Source organism: Frigidibacter albus, assembly GCF_009908165.1.
Classification (GTDB): domain Bacteria; phylum Pseudomonadota; class Alphaproteobacteria; order Rhodobacterales; family Rhodobacteraceae; genus Frigidibacter; species Frigidibacter albus.
This window is the reverse complement of sequence record NZ_JAAAUC010000004.1, coordinates 95,711-115,086: the sequence shown is the minus strand read 5'-3', so window position 1 is coordinate 115,086 and position 19,376 is coordinate 95,711. Positions and strand designations below refer to the sequence as shown.

The window sequence follows — 19,376 nt, the reverse complement described above, 5'->3', positions numbered from 1 at the left end:
GGGGGCTGGGGCATGAAACTCCGCGCCATCACCCTGACCAATGTGCGCCGCTTTGCCGGGCGCAGCGCGGCGCTGGAGGCCATCGGCGATGGCATCACCGTGCTGGCCGAGTGCAACGAATTCGGAAAATCCACCTTCTTCGACGCTCTCCACGCGCTGTTCTTCGAAAAGCACCGCAGCAGCAAGCAGGCGGTGAAGTCGCTGCAACCCCATTCGGGCGGCGCGCCGGAGGTTGCGGTGGAGGTGGAACTCCCCGCGGGGCGCTTCTTGATCACCAAGCGCTGGCTGAGCCGCCCGACCGCCCGCGTGACCGATGCCGCGGGGCGCGTGGTGGCGCAGGATGACGAGGCCGAGGCCTGGATCGAGCGGCTGATGGCGGGCGGCCCCTCGGGTCCGACAGGTCTGCTCTGGGTGCGGCAGGGTGTGGCGGGGCTGGAGCCCGAGGGCAATGCGGCAGAGCGCGAGCGGCTGCTGGCGACGCGGCGCGATCTGATGTCCTCGGTCGCGGGCGAGATCGACGCGATGACCGGCGGGCGGCGGATGGATGCGGTGCTGGCGCGGGCGGGGGAGGAGTTGGCGCTTCTGGCAACGGGTTCGGGCCGGCCGAAGACGGGCGGCGCGTGGGAAAAGGCGCTGACCGAGGCCGAGGCGCTGGCGGTCCGCGAGGCGGATTTGGCGCGGCTGGCGGCGGCGCTGTCGGGCGCGCTGAAGGACCGGCGCGAGGCGGAACGGCAGCGGCAGGCGATCGACGCGGCGGAGGCGCAGGCGGCGCGCGAGGCGGCGTTGCGCGGCGCGCGGGCGGCATTCAAGGCGGCCGAGGATCATGCAGGGCGGGTGGCCCGCGCGGCGCAGGCGCTGCGGGTGGCGGAGCTGGGGGCGACGGGCGCGAACCGCGATCTGCAGGCGCTGGTGGCGCAGGGCGAGCGGCTGGCCGCCGCGATGGCAACGCAAGAGCGGGCGGCGGGGGATCTGGCGCGGCGCAGGGAGGCCGCGACCGCGGCGCGGGGCGATGAGGCGCGGGCGGCGGCTTCCTTGGCCTCCGCGTCCGGCGCGGCGGTGGCGGCGCGCACCCGGCTGCAGGCGGCGCAGCGGGCGGAGTTGGCGGCGGCAGCCGCGCGGCGGCTGGCGGATCTGACCGAGCGGTTGACGCGCGCCGAGGGCTTCCGGGCGCGGCAGGAGGCGGCCGCGGCGCGGGCGGCGGCGCTGACGGTGACGGCGAAGCAGGTGGCGGCTGCGGAAAGCGCCGCAACGGACCACGCCCGCCTTGCTGCACAGGCCGAGGCGCGGGCGCTGGTGCTGCGCTTTGCCTATGACGGGCCGGGGCGGGCGATGTTGGCGGGCGCGCCGGTGGAGGCGCCGCTGCGGTTGACCGCTGCGGCGGTTCTGGACCTGCCGGGGCTGGGGCGGCTGACCGTCGATCCGGGCGCGCGGGCCGAGGATGACCTGCCGGCGCGGCTGGCGGCGGCGGACGTGGCCTTGGCGCGGGCGCTGGCGGCGTGTGGAGCGGAAACTGTCGGCGCTGCACGGGCGCGGCTGGCCGAGGCGGATGCAGCCCGCGAGGCGGCGCGGCAGGCGGGCGAGTTGCTGGCGAGCCTCGCCCCGGCGGGGCTCGAGGCGTTGCGGGCCGAGGCGGCGAAGGCGGCCGAAGTGGCGGGCGGCGCGGTGGAAGCTGTGGAGGTCGACCTGCCGGCACTGGAGGCGGCGCAGCGGCAGGCCGAGGCGGCGGAGAGTGTGGCGACGGCGGCGGCAGGGGCTGTTCGCAGCGCGGCCGGGGTGGCAAGCGATGCGCTGGCGCGGGCCGAGGCGGCGGAGCAGGCTGCGGCGGCGGCTGTGGCGGCCGCGCAGGCCGAGGCGGCCGGGGACCATCCAGACCGGCTGGCGGCGGCGCAGGCGGCAGTGGCCGCGGCGCAAGCGGGGCTGGACGAGGCGGTGCAGGCCCATGCGGCGCTGGTCGCTGCCGCGCCGGATCTGCAGACGGCGCAGGCCGGGCTGGAACGCGCCGAAAGCGCCGCTGCCCGCGCCGCGAAGGAGAGCGGCGATCTGGCGCGGCGGGTGGCCGAGCTCGATGGCTTCATCCGCTCGCAGGCCGACCTCGGCATCGAGGAGGAGCTGGAGGAGGTGCGCGGCCGCCTGACCGAAGCCCGGGCCCGCGCCGCCCGCCGCGAGGCCGAGGTGCGGGCGCTGACCCGGCTGCGCGAGGCGCTGGCGGCGGCGCGGATCGCGGCGCGCGAGGCCTATTTCGGGCCGGTGCGGCAGGAACTGGCGCCGCTGCTGGCCATCCTGCACGAGGGCGCCGATCTCGCGCTGGATGACCGCAGCCTGCTGCCGGTCAGCCTGACGCGGGATGGTCAGCCCGAGCCGCTGGAGATCCTGTCTGGCGGCACCGCCGAGCAGATCGCCATCCTGACCCGGCTGGCCTTTGCGCGGCTGTTTGCGCGCTCTGGCCAGACTGTGCCGATCATCCTTGATGACGCGCTGGTGCATTCCGATGACGACCGGATCGAGGCGATGTTCACCGCCCTGCACCGGGTGGCACGCGACCAGCAGATCCTGGTGCTGACCTGCCGGCAGCGGGCCTTTGCCAGCCTGGGTGGCACAAGGGCCGAGGTGCGGATCACGGCGGTGTAAACTGCGGCCTACTCCATCTGGTTCCGAAGAAGTCTGCGTCGTTTCCGCGTTTCTTCGAAGGCTCTTCACCAAATGGCCTGTCACGCGCCGATCTTCGCCAAATTCCATCCCGCAGATACCCTATAACTTGCCGCATCGTTTCGCACATGCAGCAGGGAGCCGCGGGCATGAAAGTTGTCGTTCTGGGCGCAGGGGTCATCGGGGTCACATCGGCCTGGGAACTGGCGAAGGCCGGGCATGAGGTGGTGGTCATCGACCGCCAGCCAGCCCCGGCGCTGGAGACCAGCTTTGCCAATGCCGGTGAGGTCAGCCCCGGCTACTCGGCGCCCTGGGCGGCGCCCGGCATCCCGGCCAAGGCGCTGAAATGGATGTTCATGAAGCATGCGCCGCTGATCGTGCAGCCGCGCCCGGACCTCGCCAAGCTGGGCTGGCTGGCGCAGATGCTGGGCAATTGCACCAGCGCCGCCTACAAGGTCAACAAGGGCCGGATGGTGCGGCTGGCCGAATACAGCCGCGATTGCCTGATCGCGCTGCGGGCGGAAACCGGCATCGACTATGACCAGCGGATGCAGGGCACCTTGCAGCTGTTCCGCAGCCAGAAGCAGGTCGATGCCGCGGCCAAGGACATCGCGGTGCTGCAGGCCGATGGCGTGCCGTTCGAGGTGCTGGACCGCGCCGGCTGCCTGGCTGCCGAGCCGGGGCTGGCCGGGGCCGCGGACCGGATCGCGGGCGGGCTGCGCCTGCCGGGTGACGAGACCGGCGATTGCTTCAAGTTCACCGGCGCGCTGGCCGCGCTGGCCGAGGCGCAGGGGGTGACGTTCCGCTATGGCGTTGAGATCACGCGGCTGACCGCGGCCGGGGGCCGCATCGTCTCGGTGGAGACCATCGCCGGGACTGTCACCGCCGATGCCTTCGTGGTGGCGCTGGGGCCCTACGCGCCGCGGCTGCTCGCGCCCTTGGGGATCAAGCTGCCGGTCTATCCGGTGAAGGGCTATTCGATCACGCTGCCGATCGTGGCGGCGGACCGGGCGCCCGAGTCCACCGTGATGGACGAGACCTACAAGGTCGCGATCACCCGGCTTGGCGACCGCATCCGCGTCGGCGGCCTGGCAGAGATTGCCGGGTTCGACCTGTCGCTGCCTGTGGCCCGGCGGGCGACGCTGGAGAAATCGGTGGGCGAGCTGTTCGCCGGGGCCGGGGATGCCGGACAGGCGACCTTCTGGTGCGGCCTCAGGCCGATGACGCCGGATGGCACGCCGGTGGTGGGGCGCACGGAGATGGCGAACCTCTATCTCAACACCGGGCATGGCACCTTGGGCTGGACGATGGCGGCCGGGTCGGCGCGGGTGCTGGCCGATACCGTGTCGGGCCGCGCGGCAGAGATCGACGCCAGCGATCTGGGGCTGGCGCGCTATGCGCGGGCGGCCCGGGCGCAGGGGGTGGCTGCACGGCCGGTGACCGTGGCGGGGTAAGGGATACCTTCGGCTGACGCCGGTTGGAGCGCCGCTCGCGCCCCGGGCTGCAACAGAGCTGTTGTGCCCGCCCCCCGCGAAACCCAGCTGGGGGCGGGCACATCGTGCTCTCTCACGCCATGCCCGCGGGCCCACGCTGGAGGCGTCGTCGGTTACGAGGCGGCTTCGATCACCGCGCAGGCGAGGCGCTCACCCGCCGCGCCCGCAGGCTGGCTGGTGTAGTCATCCGGCTCGGCATGGATCATCAGGGTCCGGCCGATCACGCTGGTCGGGCCGCCGTCAAGATCCACATAGCTGTTGAAGACCTCGGCCATCAGGATCCCGTCCGACGCGACATACTGGTTGGGCATGTCGCCCGAATGCGGGCCGGTTTCGGACATGTAGCCGTGATCCGCCTCGGACGGGTTGAAATGGCCACCCGCGGATTCGAAGCGGTGGTCATGCTCGCAGGTCTCGCCCTCATGGATGTGGAAGGCGACCCATTTGCTGGCGGGCAGGCCGGTGACCTCCATCCCGATCAGCACGCCATGCGGGGTGCCGGTCAGGGTGGCGGTACCGATCTCGGCACCCTCGGCGTCGACGAAGCTGGCGGCGGCGGCGGGAACCTCGGGCGCGGGCGCGGTCGGGGTCTCCTGCGCCGGGGCCTGCTGCGCGGCGGCGGGGAAGGCGAAGGATGCGGCCAGAAGGGCGGCGGGGATGGCGGTGCGGAACATGGGGTCTCTCCCTTTTGGGTGGGGGCGCGGGGGCCTCTGGGGGATAAACGGGCAGCGCGGCGTGATGTTCCGGGATGCGGGGGGTGGGGGGATCACAGGCGCGTTGGCGGTCGAGCAGTTTGGGCCTCTTCCGGCGCGATAAGGCGGCTTGCCAGTGGCAAGTCGACCGCGTCGGTTGCCCGAAGGCGCGGGGCCGCAGGGCAAGGGGGGTGAAGCCTGGCCCGAAGGGTTCCAAATTCTGCTGTGCCCGCCCCCCCGCAGGGCGGGCACAGCAGATTTCACGGGCGGCCGAAATTCTGCGGGGCAAGCGTCGCGCGGAATGGTCGGAGGTCTCCGCTCGCAGCAGGCCTCGCATCCCGAAGGACATCACCTTTACACATCGATCTCGGGGCCTTGTCCCCCGCGCCATTCCCCGGCAGGATCTCGCCCGCCGCGAGGGCCCCCCCCGCCGGCACCCATCTTGTCTGTCCCCCCGGAGGCCCATGCAGACCATCAACCGCAATATCAAGCAGACCGCCATCTTGCTGCTGCTGGGGGCGACGCTGCTGGCGATCCTCGCCGGCTCGTCCACCTTCATCAGCTTCCGCAGCGACGCCGCCTTCGAGCGGACAATCGCCGAACGCCAGCTGCGGCGCTCTGCCTCGGACCTGCTGGCGGCGCTGCAAGACGCCGAGACCGGCCAGCGCGGCTATCTCATCACCCTCGATCCGGCGTTCCTCGAGCCCTATCAGGGCGCGCGGACCCGTATCCTTGAACTGCGCTCTGCGCTGGAGCAGTGGCTGCAGGACGATGCCGGCCGCGGCGCGGACGTGCTGGCCGAGCTGGATGCGCTGATCGAGCTGCGCCTGGGGCTGATCGAGAGCACGCTGGAGGCTGCGGGCGCCGGCGATGTCGCCGCCGCGCGCGCCATCGTGGCGCAGGGGCAGGGCAAGCCGGCGATGGACCGGATCCGCGATCTGCTGGGCGAGATCATTGCGGCGTCGGACGTGCGGACCTCGACCCTTGTGCAGGTGCAGGGGCGGATGAACCTCTGGCTGAAGACCGCCTCGATCCTTGGCGGGGTCGCGATGCTGGCGGTGGTGGGCTCGGCCTTCGTGCTGCTGGCGCGGCAGTTGCGCGCGCTGCGCGCCGCCGAGGACCAGCTGCGCCGGCTCAACAGCGGGCTGGAGGGCCGGGTGCGCCAGCGCACCGAAGACCTGATGCGCGCCAATCAGGAAGTGCAGCGCTTCGCCTATATCGTCACGCACGATCTGCGCGCGCCGCTGGTCAACATCATGGGCTTCACCAGCGAGCTGGAAACCGCGCTGAAGCCGCTGCAGGCCTATGTGCTGGCCGATGGCGAGACGGTGACCGAGGACAATATCCGCGACGCCCGCCTTGCCGCCGCCGAGGATCTGCCCGAGGCGCTGGCCTTCATCCGCTCCTCCACCCGCAAGATGGACGGGCTGATCAACGCGATCCTGAAGATCTCGCGCGATGGCCGGCGCGAGCTGAAGCCCGAGACGGTGGACCTGAAGGCCCTGGCCGAGCAGGCGGCCGCCAGCGTCGCGCATCAGCTGGGCGAGACCGGGGGCGAGGTCGAGATCGACATCCGCGTGCGGCCGCTGGTCACCGACCGGCTGTCGGTGGAACAGGCGCTTGGCAATCTTGTCGACAATGCGGTGAAGTATGCCAGCCCGGATCGACCCTTGCAGCTGAGGATCCGCGCCGTGCCGGACGGGCCGCGCATGGTGCGGGTCGAGGTCGAGGACAATGGCCGTGGCATTTCCGAGGCAGACCATGAACGGGTGTTCGAGCTGTTCCGCAGATCAGGCACGCAGGACCGGCCCGGCGAGGGAATCGGACTTGCACATGTGCGAACCGTTGTGCGAAATCTTGGCGGCGAGATCACCCTGCGCTCGGTTCACGGGCAGGGATCGACATTCACCCTGCATCTGCCCGTCGATCTGCGCGCAGTTCTGGAGACGGTAAGGACATGAAGGCATTGGGCAAGGAAGTCACCATCGTGATGGTCGAGGATGACGAAGGTCATGCCCGGCTGATCGAGAAGAATATCCGCCGCGCCGGGGTCCATAACGAGATCATCCCCTTTGCCGATGGCACCTCTGCGCTGGATTTCATCCTGGGCACGGACCGCAGCGGCGAGGCGGCCATCGGCCGCTATCTGTTGATCCTTCTGGACCTGAACCTGCCCGACATGACCGGGATCGACATTCTGGAACGGGTGAAGACCAATCCGCATACCAAACATCTGCCGGTGGTGATCCTGACCACCACCGATGACGAGGCCGAGATCAAGCGCTGCTACGATCTGGGCGCCAATGTCTACATCACCAAGCCGGTGGAGTATGAGAGCTTCGCCAATGCCATCCGGCAGCTTGGCCTGTTCTTCGCGGTCCTTCAGGTTCCGTGACCGCCGCCCCCGCCACCACGGTGCGCGTGCTGTATGTCGATGACGACCCCGTCCTTGCCCGCCTTGTGGAAAAGGCGCTGGGGCGCGCCGGCATCGAGATCTGCCATGCCGAGGATGCTGACAGTGCCGAGGCGCTGATCGCTGATCGGCGCTTCGATGCGCTGGTGCTGGACCATTACCTGCCCACCGGCACCGGGCTGGATATCCTGCGCCGGATGCGGGCGGGCGGCGGGCGCATCCCCACCATCTATGTCACCGGCTCCAGCGAGGCGACGGTGGCCATCGACGCGCTGAAGGCGGGGGCGGATGACTATGTCATCAAGTCCACCGGCGAGGATTTCACCGCCCTGCTGCGCCGCGCCATCGACCAGGCCATCGCGAAGGCCGAGCTGCTGGCCGCGAAAGAGCGTGCCGATGCCGAGACCCGCGCCGCGCGCGAACGGGCGGAAATGCTGCTGGCCGAGGTGCATCACCGCGTCGCCAACAGCCTGTCGATGGTCACCTCGCTGCTGCGCCTGCAAGCCTCGGCCGCCTCGGATGAGGTGCGCAGCGCGCTGGCCGAGGCGCAGACCCGCATTGCCGCGATCTCGGGCGTGCATCGCAGCCTCTATCTGGGCGACGACGTGCTTACCGTTACGCTGGATGCCTATCTGCAATCGATGCTGCAGGATTTCCGCAAGACCATTCCCGAATGCATCCGCCTGACCATCGAGGCCTGCCCGCTGAAGATCAGCGCCGACCGCGCCGTCAGCCTGGGCATCGTGGTGTCGGAACTGGCGACCAATGCCGCGAAATACGCCTGGCCCGAGGGCGGCGCGGGCGAGTTGCGGGTGGAACTGACGGAACCCGAGCCGGGGCTGGCGCGGCTGCGCGTCAGCGATGACGGCATCGGCAGCGACCCCGCCGGCCGGACCATCGGCACCGGGCTGGGGCAGAAGCTGATCCGCGCCATGGCCGAGCGGCTGGAGGGCAGCGTGGCACAGCCCGCCGTGCCGAGGGGCACCACCGTCGAGGTCAGCTTCCGAGTGTAGGCGCGGTTTTTTGCGCCTCTGCGACAGGGACGCGCGGCTTTCGCATCGGCTGCGACCATCTGCCCCTCGCCTTGCGGCCCTCCCGCCCCATCTTGCCGGGAACAACTCCCTGCCTGCCGACTTGCCTGAACAGGCGAGCCACTGGCAGGGGCGCGCGCCGCGCTGCGGTGCCCCGGAACGACAGGAGACCCGATGTTCGAGAGCTTTGACGCGATTTTGCTGGCAAGGATCCAGTTTGCCTTCACCATCGCCTTCCACATCGTCTTTCCTGCCTTCACCATCGGGCTTGCCAGCTACCTGGCGGTGCTGCTGGCGCTGTGGCTGAAGACCGGCCGCGGCGTCTATCTGCGCCTCTTTGACTTCTGGAAGACGATCTTCGCCATCTCCTTCGGCATGGGCGTCGTATCGGGGATCGTGATGTCCTACCAGTTCGGCACCAACTGGTCCGCCTTCTCCGACAAGGCCGGCCCGGTGATCGGCCCCTTGATGGGCTACGAGGTGCTGACCGCGTTCTTCCTCGAGGCAGGCTTCCTCGGCATCATGCTGTTCGGGCGGGAACGCGTCGGCAAGGGCCTGCATTTCATGGCAACCGCGATGGTGGCCTTCGGCACGCTGCTGTCGGCGACCTGGATCTTGGCGGTCAACAGCTGGATGCAGACGCCGCAGGGCTTTGCCATCAACGATGTCGGCCAGTTCGTCCCCGTCGACTGGTGGCAGATCATCTTCAGCCCCTCCTTCCCCTACCGGCTGATCCATATGGTGCTGGCCGCCTACCTGACCACGGCACTGGTCGTGGGCGCCGTCGCCGCCTGGCACAAGCTGCGCCGCCGCGACTGGCCCGAGGTCCACACCATGTTCAGCATGGCGATGGGGATGATCCTGGTGGTGGCGCCGCTGCAGATCTTCATGGGCGACCTGCATGGCCTCAACACGCTGGAACACCAGCCGATCAAGGTGATGGCGATGGAGGGGCATTTCGAGAGCCATCCCAACGGCGCGCCGCTGATCCTGTTCGGCTTCCCCGACCGCGAGGCGCAGACCGTGCATTGGTCGATCGAGATCCCGAAACTCTCGAGCCTGATCCTCAAACACGACCTGAACGCCCCGATGGACGGGCTGGATACGGTGCCGCGCGAGATGCAGCCGCCGGTGGAGATCGTGTTCTGGTCGTTCCGCATCATGGTCATGCTGGGCTTTGCGATGCTGGGCTTGGGCCTGTGGTCGCTGCTGGCGCGGCTGCGCGGGCGGCTGCATGACAGCCGCAACCTGCACCGCTTTGCGCTGGCGATGGGGCCCGCGGGCTTCGTCGCGGTGCTGGCCGGGTGGATCACCACCGAGGTCGGGCGTCAGCCCTGGACCGTCTATGGCCACATGCTGACCGCCGACAGCGCCTCGCCGATCTCGGCCGCCGCGGTGGGCGCCTCGCTGGTGGCGTTCATCATCGTCTACTTCGCCATCTTCGGCACCGGCGTCGTCTATATCCTACGGCTGATGGCGCGGCTGACGGAAGTGGATGAGGATGACCTGACCGACGGCCCGCTGCGCACCGCAGGCATCACCCCCGGACCCGCCCAGAAGGAGAGCCATCATGGACATTGACCTGCCGACAGTCTGGGCCGGGATCATCGCCTTCGCGGTGCTGGCCTATGTGGTGATGGACGGGTTCGACCTTGGCATCGGCATCCTGTTCCCGCTGTTCCCCGAAAAGGAGGACCGTGACGTGATGATGAACTCGGTCGCGCCGGTCTGGGACGGGAACGAGACATGGCTGGTGATGGGCGGCGGCGGCCTTCTGGCGGTGTTCCCGCTGGCCTATGCGACGATCCTGCCGGCGCTTTACGCCCCGCTGACGGTGATGCTGCTGGCGCTGGTGTTCCGGGGCGTGGCCTTCGAATACCGCTGGCGCAGCGATACCGGCAGCCGCCGCTGGGACGTGGCCTTCTTCGGCGGATCTGCCGTGGCGACCTTCACGCAGGGCATCGCCCTTGGCGCGCTGGTGCAGGGCATCGCAATCGAGAACCGCGAATATGCGGGCGGCTGGTGGGACTGGCTGACGCCGTTCTCCATCGCCACGGGCTTCGCGCTGCTGGCGGGCTATGCGCTGCTGGGGGCCTGCTGGCTGGTGCTGAAGACCGAAGGCAGCCTGCACGCCTCAGCCCGCAAGCTGGCGATACGGGCGGGGGTGGTGACGCTGGCGGGGATGGGGGTGGTCAGCCTCTGGACGCCGTTCCTGAACCCCGGCTATCTGGAGCGTTGGTTCGGCTGGCCGACCGTCGGCTTCAGCCTGGTGGTGCCGCTGCTGGTGGCGGGCGCCGCCTATGGCCTGTGGCGCGGGCTGACGCGGGGGCCGGACTGGCTGCCGTTCCTGTCGGCGCTTGGCCTGTTCGTGCTGGGGTTCGCAGGTGTCGGGATCAGCTTCTATCCCTGGATCGTGCCCTTCGCGCTGACCATCGAGGAAGCGGCCGCCCCGGATGAGAGCCTGGTCTTCCTGCTCTGGGGCTCTGTCGCGCTGCTGCCGATGATCCTTGGCTACACCGCCTATGCCTATTGGGTGTTCCGCGGCAAGCTGCGCCACGGCGAGGGGTATCACTGATGGCCGGGCAGGGGGAGAAGGGGCAGGGGGAGGGCTGGCTGCGCCGTATCGCGTGGTTCGTGGGGCTATGGCTGGCCGGCTTCGCCGCCGTCAGCGCGCTGGCCTATGTCATCCGGCTGGCGATCATGCCGTAAGGCATAGCCCCGCTCCAGCTCGATCAGCCGCTGCTTGCGCCACAGCCCGCCGCCATAGCCGGTCAGCGCGCCATCGGCGCCGATGACCCGGTGGCAGGGGATCACCAGCGCGATCTGGTTGGCGCCATTGGCCCGTGCCACGGCGCGGGCGGCCTCGGGGCAACCCATGTCCCGCGCGATGTCACCATAACTGCGGGTGGTGCCGGGCGGGATCTGGCGCAGGATCTCCCACACCGCCCGGGTGAAGGCACTGCCATGCAGGGCCAGCGGCGTGTCGAACCGGGCACTCGTCCCGGCAAAGAAGGCGCCAAGCTCGTCCGCCATCTGGTCAATCGGCTGAGGCCGCCCAAGCCCGATCCCGCCCGCCATCTTCCGCAGCCGCGCGAGTTCCGCCGGCAGCGCCTTGCGGTCCGCGAACTCCAGCAAGTGCAGCGACCGCTTGTCCGCCACCGCGATCATCGGGCCGATGGGCGTGTCGATCCAATCCGCCTGCAGCAGCGCGCCCTTCATCTCGGCAGGCGCCGCCCCTAGCAGCCGGGCAAAGGCGGCCCGAAAGGCGGCGGGGCTGTCGAAGCCCGCATCGAACTGCGCCTCGATCACCCGGCCCCCTGCCGCCAGCGTCGCCATCCCCTCGCGCAGCCGCCGCTGCCGGGCCATCTCGAGGAACGTCATCCCGAACTGCCGCCGGAAGCTGCGCCGCACGGTCGAGGGATCGAAGCCCAGGCCCGCCACATCCGCCTCGCGCCAGCGCCGCGCCGGGTCCGCCTCCAGCGCCGAGGTCAGCGCGGCGATGCAAGGGTCTGCGGCGGCCTCGGGCGCGAGCGGATGGCAGCGCAGGCAGGCGCGGAACCCCGCGGCAAGGCAATCGGCGGGGGAGGAAAAGAACCGGCAATTGGCGCGCAAGGGTTTGCGCGCCGGGCAGGTCAACCGGCAGAAGATCCCGGTGGAGGTGACGCCGACATAGGCCCGCCCGTCAAAGGCCGGATCGCGCGCCAGCAACGCGGCATAGAGCACGTCCTCGGACGGCAGCGTCAGGGCCAGAAGCGGGGCAGGGGCAAGATGATGTGTCATGCCTGAAGGCTACCCCAGCCCGCCTTGCCTGTCCGCCTGTTTCCGGGCGGCTATTGCGCTTCTGCATCGGCCTCGCTCAGCCTTGGTCGGCCTCCGCCTCCACCAGCCCGGCCAGCACCTTGTCCACCGTCATCGGCAGGCTGCGCACCCGCACCCCGCAGGCGTTGTGGACCGCATTGACGATGGCCGCCCCCGCCCCGCAGATCCCCAGCTCGCCGATGCCCTTGGCCTGCATCGGCGCCCAGTCGTCGCGCTCTTCCAGGAAATGCACCTCCAGCGCCGGCACGTCGGCATTCACCGGCACGTGGTATTCGGCCAGGTCGCGGTTGACGATATGGCCATCACGCGCGTCATGGACCAGCTCTTCGGTCAGCGCCATGCCGATGCCCCAGATCATCCCGCCAAGCGCCTGTGAACGCGCCGTCTGCGCGTTCAGCACCCGGCCGATGGCGAAGGTGCCCAGCATCCGCCGCACCCGGATCTCACCCGTGATCGCATTCACGCCCACCTCGGCAAAGGCCGCGCCCCAGGTCGCCTGCCGCGCCTTGTCCTCCGCCTCGCCGGGGATCAGGTGGCCCTCGGCCTGCATCGCCGCACCGCCCATCAACGTGGACAGCGGCACCTTGCGATTGTCATGGATGGCGTGCCCGTCCTTCAGCGTCAGCTCGGGCTCGGGGCAGCCCATCGCCTCCGCCAGCCGGCTGCGCAGTTCGAGGCAGGCCAGATACACCGCCGACCCGGTCGAGGCCGCACCGAACGACCCGCCCGACCCCGAACTGGCGGGCAGGTCAGTATCGCCCAGAACCGTCTCCACCGATCCCATCGGCAGCCCCAGCATCTCGGCCGCGATCTGGCTCAGGATCGCATAGCTGCCGGTGCCGATATCGGTCATGTCGGTTTCCACCAGCGCCGTGCCGTCAAGGCTCAGGCTCACCCGCGCCTTGGCCTCCATCACCGTGTTCACGCGCACCAGCGACGACATGCCCATCCCGATCCACCACTCGCCCTCGCGCCGCGCGCGGGGGCTTGCATGGCGATGCTCCCAGCCAAAGCGGCGGGCGCCTTCGGTCAGCGCCTCCGCCAGCTTGTGCGAGGAAAACGGCCGCCCGGTCCCCGGCTCGACCTTGGGGATGTTGCGCAGACGCAGGGCAACCGGGCAAAGGCCCAGCTTGTCCGCCAGCTCGTCCATCGCGCATTCGAAAGCCGTCGCCCCCACCGCCTCGCCCGGCGCGCGGACCGAGGCCGCAACCAAGCGATGCACCCGCGCGACACGGTGGACGACGCGGCGATGCGCGGCCTCGTAGGTGAAATGGGTCGCCTGCTGCACGGGTTCGGAAAACTTCTGCCCCGGCAGATTCGATACCAGCGCCTCATGGCCGATCATGGTCAGCCGGCCCTCGTCATCGGCCCCCATCTGGATGCGCTGCAGCGTTTCGGAGCGGCGCGAGGTCGTCTCCATCGATTGCGGACGGGTGCAGACCACTGACACCGGCCGCCTCATCTGCTGCGCCGCGATCGCCGCCGCCACGGTTTCGGGTGAGATACCCAGCTTGCTGCCGAAGCCACCCCCGACATGCGGGGCAAGGATGCGGATGTCTTCCGGCTCGATCCCAAGCGCGGCAGCGACCTGCCCCTGCGCCGAGGCCAGCATCTGAAGCGTGCTGTGCAGCACCAGCTTGCCGCCCTGCCATTCGGCCAGCGAGGCATGGGGCTCCATCGGTGCGGAAGACATCGAGGCGGTGCGGTAGATCCGGTCGATCACGGTATCGGCCGCCTCGAGCGCGGCATCTGGCGCGCCGGTCTCCGATTGCTTCTTCTGGGGCAGCTCAACCTCGGCGGCGGGGTCCTCGGGACCCGTCACCGCGCCCGGCTCTTCGGCATAGTCCACCGTCAGCCTCAACGCGGCATGGCGCGCCTGTTCCAGCGTCTCGGCCACCACCAGCGCGATGGGCTGGCCGTGATAGACCACCCCGGCCGCATCGGCCTTGGGCGGCTTGGTCGTGGCGCCCTGGCCCGAAAAACGCACCAGCCGCGGATCGTCGATCACCGCCAGCACGCCGGGCATCTCCAGCACTGTGGCGCTGTTCAGCGTGGTGACGCGGCCGCGGGTGATCGTCGCGCGGACCAGCGCGCCATGCACCATGCCCGGCGCCTGTTGGTCGCCGGTATAGACGGCACGGCCGGTGACCTTCAGTGCGCCCTCGGGCCGCGGCTCGCCCCGGCCAAGCACGCCCTGCGCCATGCCGTCGAGCCGGTGATCGGCGTCGGGCCCATCGTGAGTCATCTCGCGGGTCATGCGCGGTCTCCTTCGGTGTCCTCGGCCGTCGCTTCGGCCAGCACCGCGGCGAGGGTGCGGCGGGCGAGCGGGATCTTGAAATCGTTGTCGCCCTGGCCCTTCGCCTCGGCCAGCAGCAGGTCCGCGGCGCGGTCGAAGAGGGCCGCCGAAGGCACCTCGCCGATCAGCGTGCCCTCCACGTCGGCGCTACGCCAGGGCATATGCGCCAGCCCGCCAAAGGCCAGCGCGGCGGCGGCTATGCGGCCTTGCTCCATCCGCAGGCAGGCCGCGACCGAGACCAGCGCAAAGGCATAGGACGCGCGGTCGCGCACCTTGCGGTAGATCTGCCGCCCGCCTTCCGCCGGGGGCAGCAGCACCGCGGCGATCATCTCGCCCGGCTCCAGCACGGTTTCCACATGCGGCGTGTCGCCCGGCAAACGGTAGAACGCCGCCAGCGGCACCTGCCGCCGCCCGCCGCCAGGGGCGAGCAACTCGACCTCCGCCGACAGCGCGCGCAAGGCAACCGCCATGTCACTGGGATGGGTGGCGATGCAGGCCTCGCTGGCCCCAAGGATCGCATGGATGCGGTTGAACCCGCCAATCGCCGCGCAGCCGCTGCCCGGCTCGCGCTTGTTGCAGGGCATCGCGGTGTCGTAGAAGTAATAGCACCGCGTCCGCTGCAGCAGGTTGCCGCCCGTGGTGGCCTTGTTGCGCAGCTGCCCGCTGGCGCCTGCCAGCAGCGCCCGCGACAGCAGCGGCCAGTGCCGCCGCACCAACGGATCGGCGGCAAGGTCGGAATTGCTGACCAGCGCCCCGACGCGAAGCCCGGCGTCGGTCAGGGTGATCCCCCGCAGATCCAGCCGCGAGATATCCACGAGCCGCGCCGGGGTCATCACCTCATGCTTCATCAGGTCCAGCAGATTGGTGCCCCCGGCGATGAAGGCGGTGCCCGGCGTCTCGGCCTCGGCCAGCGCGTCCTTGCACGACCCGGCGCGGATGTAGTCGAAGGCCCTCATGCCGCATCCTCCCGCTCGGCCGCAGCCAGCCGGATGGCGGCGACGATGTTGGGATAGGCCGAACAGCGGCAGAGGTTCCCGCTCATCCGCTCGGCAATCTCCGCCTCGGTCGGCAGCGCAGGCCCGTCCAGCGTTTCGGACACGTGGCTCGGCCATCCCGCCCGGATCTCCTCCAGCATCGCGGTGGCCGAGCAGATCTGCCCCGGCGTGCAATAGCCGCATTGGAACCCGTCGGTCTCGAGGAACGCCGCCTGCAGCGGCGACAGCGCCTCGGGCGTCCCCAGCCCCTCGATGGTCGTGACCGCATCCCCATCATGCATCACCGCCAGCGACAGGCACGAATTGATCCGCCGGCCATTCACCATCACCGTGCACGCCCCGCACTGCCCGTGATCGCAGCCCTTCTTGGTGCCGGTCAGCCCGGCATGACTGCGGATCGCATCGAGCAGCGTGGTGCGTGGATCGAGGTCGAGGCTGTGCTTGGTATCGTTGATCGTCAGGGTCACATGCATCGGGCGCGCCTATCTTGCTCGTGGGGCTGGATGGACCGCGCGGCGGCGGTGGCGAGGCGTGGCCGCCGGGGCGGCTTGCAGGGCCAACCCCGCCGCCCCGCGCCGGGTTCCCCCAGCCGTGGCGTCCGTGCAAGCCTCCGCCCCGGCCCCCTCCCGCCCTCGCGCGAAGGTGATGCGCGCGGATCCACCAGCCGCAGCCGCTCCAGCCCCCGGCCCCCTCCCGCCCTCGCGCGAAGGTGATGCGGAGTGACCCCGCCGGGGCTACGCGCCGCCCCATGCTGCGCATACTCTCCACAAGCCCGCGCGATCCCCCCGCGAGGCGGAGCCGAGGGATCAGAATGACGCCGACTGACGACGCCGCCGACGCCGCCCGCGCCGGGCACCCCGCTCTGCCGCCGATCCAAGCCCCCCTCCCCGCCCACCCCGAACGCCAGGGCCTGCGCCACGCGCGAGAGCTGGAGCGGCATCTGGCCTTCCTCGACACCTTCACCGGCACCGCATTGGGCGTGCTGGCGGCGGCCTCGGGCATCTACACCTATCTCGGCGTACGCTCGCTGCTGGACGATACCGGCGCCTGGACGACCTTCGCGGCGCTGTCCTATTCCATCGCGGTGTCTGTCGGGATCTTCGTGTTCTGGTCCTACCTGCTGCGCCTTCTGCCCGCCGTCCGCACCGCCGCCTCGCGCGTGGGCCTCTTGCTGTCGATGGCGCTTGGCTGCGTGGCGATCATCGCCATGTCCTCCTGGCTGAACGCCGCGGCCCTCGCCGGGGCGGCGGCGGTAGAACAGCACCTGGCCACCACCGTGCAGACCTATCAGGGCGCGCTGGAGCGTGCCCATTCCAACGCCATCGCCGGGCAGAGCCTCGGCCGCGACGTCGCCCGCGTCCGCCAGAGCTTCGGCGACCTGTCGGAGCAGGAGGCGGTGGGCAACCTCTCCGGCCTCGCCGGGCAGGGCGCGGTGTTCCGGGTGCTGACCCAGAAGGCGGCAGAGCTTGGCGGGCTCGAGGCGCAGATCGCCGCGCAGGATGGCCCCGTCGCCGCCGCCTTCGCCGAGGGCAACACCATCCTCAGCCGGATGCGCGCACTGACGGTCGAGCCGGGTGCGGTCGACGCGCGCTCGGTGCGCTTCTCGGAGGAGGCGGTGCGCCTCTCCGGCATCATCGCGCAGCTGCGCCAGCTGAACGTGGCCCCGCTCGTGGCCCGCGCGGCGCAGGATCTGGCGGATTCCGTGGTTCTCCCCGATCTCGACGGCGGCAGCGAGCTTGCCCGCTCCAGCCAGGCCAGCACCATCGATTCCGTCCTGCAACTGCTGCGCCAGCGCGCTGAAACCCTGAACGGTGCCGCCGCCGAGGTGATCGCGCTGCCTGCCCCGGATGAGATCCTCTATACCCCCGTCTCCGCCGCCGATGCGGTGATCCGCTATGCCGGCAACTTCATCCCCAGCTGGGCCGGCGCCATCGCCATCGACCTCTTGCCCGCCGTGCTGGTCTTCATCGTCATGGTCACGCAATCGGCGATCCGCACCGGGCGCGGCGAGGGCACGGCCGAGGATACGATGACCGTCGCCGACCTGCGCGCCGCCATTGCCGCCGCAAGGGCGCTGCAAGAGCCGGTCTATCTGCCGGGCGAGCCGCTGCCCCGCGACGCTGCGGGCCGCGAGGCGCCCTATCCCGGCCCGCGGGGCTAAGGCGTGTTCTTCCGCCGCGCCCGGGCCGCTGCCGGGACCGATTCCGCTGTCCCTGTGTCCCGCGCCACCCCGCAGGGCGCGCTGAAACTGATGCTGGTCGCGCAGATCGGCATCGGCGCGGCGCTGCTGTGGATCGACCTCAATGCCTCTGCCCGCTCCGGCGCCACCGCGCCGCAGTTGTTCGCCCCGCCCGGCACCGGCCCCGAGACGCGGCCCTACGCGCCCGACCGGCGCCCCGGCACCCCTGCGATGCGCGAGATGCCCCAGCGGCTGGAGTTCGGCACGGAAGGCGCGGCCATGACCCTGATCGGCCAGATCGCCCCCGGCGACGCACAGCGCTTTACCGATTACATCGAGGCCAAACGGGCCGAGGGCGCCCGCCCCACCGCCTTGCAGATCGACAGCTCCGGCGGCTCCGTCGCCGACGCGCTCGCCATCGGCCGGCAGGTGCGGGCGCTGGCGATGACCACCGCTGTCGGCGAGGGCGCCGTCTGCCTGTCGGCCTGCCCCTACATCCTCGCGGGCGGCACCACCCGCAGCGCCGATCCGGCAGCGGTGGTCGGCGTCCACCAGCATTACTTCGGCGAGAACACCCTGCTGCCGGCCTTTCTGGCCGTCGAAGACGTCCAGCGCGGGCAGGGCGCGGTGATCGAGTATCTCGATGAAATGGGCGTGGACACGTTGCTGATGGCCCCGGCCCTGAAAACCCCGCCAGACGAGATCTTCGTGCTGGATGCCGAGGATCTGCGGCGCTACCGGCTGGTGACGGACGCGCCAGACACCGAGGGCTGACGGGCGGGCGTTTTCGGGTCACCGGCCGGGGTGATGATCCGTCCGGCTCCCGGCGCCGGAGGTCAGGAAGTCGACAACCACCCGGACCGCAGGAAGCTGTCCGCGCCGATGGGGCATCAAGAGCGTCGTCACGACCTCGCCGGCGGTCCAGCCCGGCAGCACACGCATCAGGCTGCCCGCCTCGAGCCCCGGGCGGCAGAACTCATCCGGCAGACAGACCAGCCCGAACCCTGCAGCCGCCGCTTTCAAAAGTACCGTCGATTCATCGGCGATCATCCGCGGCCGGGGCGCGACCTCCGCCACCTCGCCCCGCGGACCTTGCAGCCGCCACCGCTCGGCCGGACCGACCATCAGTCCGTCATGGCCCGGGATCTGGCCCGGATGGTCCGGCTGTCCGTGTGCCCCGAGATAGGCCGGGGCGGCGACGAGGATCAGCGACTGGCTCCCGATCCGCCGCTGGAGCAGCGCGGAATCGGGCAGCGGCGCAAAATGGCTTCGGATCGCAATATCGAAGCCCTCCTGAACCAGATCGACGAAGCGGTCGGTCGCGTGCAACTGCACCACGAGTTTCGGGTATGCCGCCGCGAGCCTTGGCAGCAGGTCCGCCAGCAGCGTCTGCGCGGTCGGAACCGAGGCGGTCAGCCGCACGGTCCCGGTCGGCTCGGCCAGCCTGCGGCGCACGACCTCTTCGGCGCTTTCCGCCTCGATCAGCGCGGCGCGGGCATGATCGAGGAAATCGCGCCCGGCCTCGGTCAGCGCCAGACTGCGCGAGGTGCGGTGCAGCAGGCGCGCGCCCAGATCCGCCTCGAGCGCCGCAACCCGCTTGCTGATCGTGGACTTGGGTATCCTCAGCTGCCGCGAGGCCGCGGAAAACCCGCCATGTTCGATGACACGGACGAAAAGGTGAAGGTCGTTGAGGTTCAGCATCTGGCGCCCATCGTTCACAGATGTGGACGATATGGTGCAGATTGCCAGACTTCAAGCTGATCGTCCCGGAAGGTACATCGTCGGTGCAAGGCCACGCGCCTTTTCAGATGG

The 19,376-nt window shown here is 70.2% G+C and carries 15 protein-coding genes; 9 read left to right on the top strand and 6 right to left on the bottom strand.

Translation table 11 applies throughout. The features are described 5' to 3' along the window. Positions 1-12 precede the first annotated feature (12 nt). Together GVY41_RS07530 and GVY41_RS07525 are read left to right on the top strand one after the other, a co-directional pair. Entirely contained in the window at positions 13-2,628 is a 2,616-nt protein-coding gene (locus GVY41_RS07530; protein WP_161345352.1) for an AAA family ATPase, read from the top strand. Positions 2,629-2,762: 134 nt separating this feature from the next. Continuing rightward, the gene (locus GVY41_RS07525; RefSeq protein WP_331250893.1) at positions 2,763-4,100 is read left to right on the top strand and encodes a D-amino acid dehydrogenase; all 1,338 of its coding nucleotides are present in this window, start codon (positions 2,763-2,765) and stop codon (positions 4,098-4,100) included. 152 nt (positions 4,101-4,252) lie between these two features. Here GVY41_RS07525 and GVY41_RS07520 read toward each other — a convergent pair whose 3' ends face one another. After that, a complete protein-coding gene (locus tag GVY41_RS07520) occupies positions 4,253-4,813 on the bottom strand; it encodes a superoxide dismutase family protein (protein ID WP_161345356.1) in 561 nt (186 codons plus the stop codon). 482 nt (positions 4,814-5,295) lie between these two features. Between GVY41_RS07520 and GVY41_RS07515 the strand changes: the two genes are divergently transcribed. From GVY41_RS07515 to cydB, 5 genes are all read left to right on the top strand, one after another. After that, on the top strand, positions 5,296-6,792 hold the full coding sequence (locus tag GVY41_RS07515; RefSeq protein WP_161345358.1) for a sensor histidine kinase: 1,497 nt from the start codon (positions 5,296-5,298) through the stop codon (positions 6,790-6,792). Continuing rightward, on the top strand, positions 6,789-7,226 hold the full coding sequence (locus GVY41_RS07510) for a response regulator (protein WP_161345360.1): 438 nt from the start codon (positions 6,789-6,791) through the stop codon (positions 7,224-7,226). Before GVY41_RS07515 ends, GVY41_RS07510 begins: the two co-directional genes overlap by 4 nt. Then, positions 7,223-8,257: a sensor histidine kinase gene (locus tag GVY41_RS07505; protein ID WP_229725985.1), complete on the top strand. Its 1,035-nt coding sequence runs from the start codon at positions 7,223-7,225 to the stop codon at positions 8,255-8,257. The genes GVY41_RS07510 and GVY41_RS07505 overlap by 4 nt, the downstream gene beginning before the upstream one ends. A 192-nt stretch (positions 8,258-8,449) precedes the next feature. Continuing rightward, complete coding sequence (locus GVY41_RS07500; protein WP_161345362.1) at positions 8,450-9,856, top strand: cytochrome ubiquinol oxidase subunit I; 1,407 nt, start codon at positions 8,450-8,452, stop codon at positions 9,854-9,856. Then, positions 9,846-10,850, top strand: coding sequence for a cytochrome d ubiquinol oxidase subunit II (gene cydB / locus GVY41_RS07495; RefSeq protein WP_161345363.1), 1,005 nt, complete (start codon positions 9,846-9,848; stop codon positions 10,848-10,850). The genes GVY41_RS07500 and cydB overlap by 11 nt, the downstream gene beginning before the upstream one ends. Before the next feature lie 65 nt (positions 10,851-10,915). Here cydB and GVY41_RS07490 read toward each other — a convergent pair whose 3' ends face one another. The 4 genes from GVY41_RS07490 to GVY41_RS07475 form a co-directional block, all read right to left on the bottom strand. Then, a complete protein-coding gene (locus tag GVY41_RS07490; RefSeq protein ID WP_161345364.1) occupies positions 10,916-12,055 on the bottom strand; it encodes a bifunctional transcriptional activator/DNA repair enzyme AdaA in 1,140 nt (379 codons plus the stop codon). A gap of 76 nt (positions 12,056-12,131) precedes the next feature. Next, complete coding sequence (locus GVY41_RS07485; RefSeq protein WP_161345365.1) at positions 12,132-14,351, bottom strand: xanthine dehydrogenase family protein molybdopterin-binding subunit; 2,220 nt, start codon at positions 14,349-14,351, stop codon at positions 12,132-12,134. Next, positions 14,348-15,346 (bottom strand): FAD binding domain-containing protein, encoded by a 999-nt coding sequence (locus GVY41_RS07480; protein ID WP_161345366.1) that lies wholly within the window; start codon positions 15,344-15,346, stop codon positions 14,348-14,350. Before GVY41_RS07480 ends, GVY41_RS07485 begins: the two co-directional genes overlap by 4 nt. Continuing rightward, on the bottom strand, positions 15,343-15,858 hold the full coding sequence (locus GVY41_RS07475) for a 2Fe-2S iron-sulfur cluster-binding protein (RefSeq protein ID WP_161345367.1): 516 nt from the start codon (positions 15,856-15,858) through the stop codon (positions 15,343-15,345). The genes GVY41_RS07480 and GVY41_RS07475 overlap by 4 nt, the downstream gene beginning before the upstream one ends. 338 nt (positions 15,859-16,196) lie before the next feature. Between GVY41_RS07475 and GVY41_RS07470 the strand changes: the two genes are divergently transcribed. Both GVY41_RS07470 and GVY41_RS07465 read left to right on the top strand, forming a co-directional pair. Further along, on the top strand, positions 16,197-17,546 hold the full coding sequence (locus tag GVY41_RS07470; protein WP_229725984.1) for a hypothetical protein: 1,350 nt from the start codon (positions 16,197-16,199) through the stop codon (positions 17,544-17,546). A 3-nt stretch (positions 17,547-17,549) separates the two neighbouring features. Continuing rightward, positions 17,550-18,338 carry a COG3904 family protein gene (locus GVY41_RS07465; protein WP_331250891.1) on the top strand — a complete coding sequence of 263 codons (789 nt, stop codon included), beginning with the start codon at positions 17,550-17,552 and terminating at the stop codon, positions 18,336-18,338. Positions 18,339-18,356: 18 nt separating this feature from the next. On the opposite strand, the gene GVY41_RS07460 is transcribed toward GVY41_RS07465, so the two are convergent. Then, entirely contained in the window at positions 18,357-19,265 is a 909-nt protein-coding gene (locus GVY41_RS07460; RefSeq protein ID WP_161345368.1) for a LysR substrate-binding domain-containing protein, read from the bottom strand. Positions 19,266-19,376 lie beyond the last annotated feature (111 nt).

Coding starts and splice junctions, on each gene's coding strand:
- GVY41_RS07485 (WP_161345365.1), bottom strand. CDS start 14,351: ATGACCCGCGAGATGACTCACGATGGGCCCGACGCCGATCACCGGCTC.
- GVY41_RS07520 (WP_161345356.1), bottom strand. CDS start 4,813: ATGTTCCGCACCGCCATCCCCGCCGCCCTTCTGGCCGCATCCTTCGCC.
- cydB (WP_161345363.1), top strand. CDS start 9,846: ATGGACATTGACCTGCCGACAGTCTGGGCCGGGATCATCGCCTTCGCG.
- GVY41_RS07500 (WP_161345362.1), top strand. CDS start 8,450: ATGTTCGAGAGCTTTGACGCGATTTTGCTGGCAAGGATCCAGTTTGCC.
- GVY41_RS07490 (WP_161345364.1), bottom strand. CDS start 12,055: ATGACACATCATCTTGCCCCTGCCCCGCTTCTGGCCCTGACGCTGCCG.
- GVY41_RS07530 (WP_161345352.1), top strand. CDS start 13: ATGAAACTCCGCGCCATCACCCTGACCAATGTGCGCCGCTTTGCCGGG.
- GVY41_RS07515 (WP_161345358.1), top strand. CDS start 5,296: ATGCAGACCATCAACCGCAATATCAAGCAGACCGCCATCTTGCTGCTG.
- GVY41_RS07475 (WP_161345367.1), bottom strand. CDS start 15,858: ATGCATGTGACCCTGACGATCAACGATACCAAGCACAGCCTCGACCTC.
- GVY41_RS07480 (WP_161345366.1), bottom strand. CDS start 15,346: ATGAGGGCCTTCGACTACATCCGCGCCGGGTCGTGCAAGGACGCGCTG.
- GVY41_RS07510 (WP_161345360.1), top strand. CDS start 6,789: ATGAAGGCATTGGGCAAGGAAGTCACCATCGTGATGGTCGAGGATGAC.
- GVY41_RS07460 (WP_161345368.1), bottom strand. CDS start 19,265: ATGCTGAACCTCAACGACCTTCACCTTTTCGTCCGTGTCATCGAACAT.
- GVY41_RS07470 (WP_229725984.1), top strand. CDS start 16,197: ATGACGCCGACTGACGACGCCGCCGACGCCGCCCGCGCCGGGCACCCC.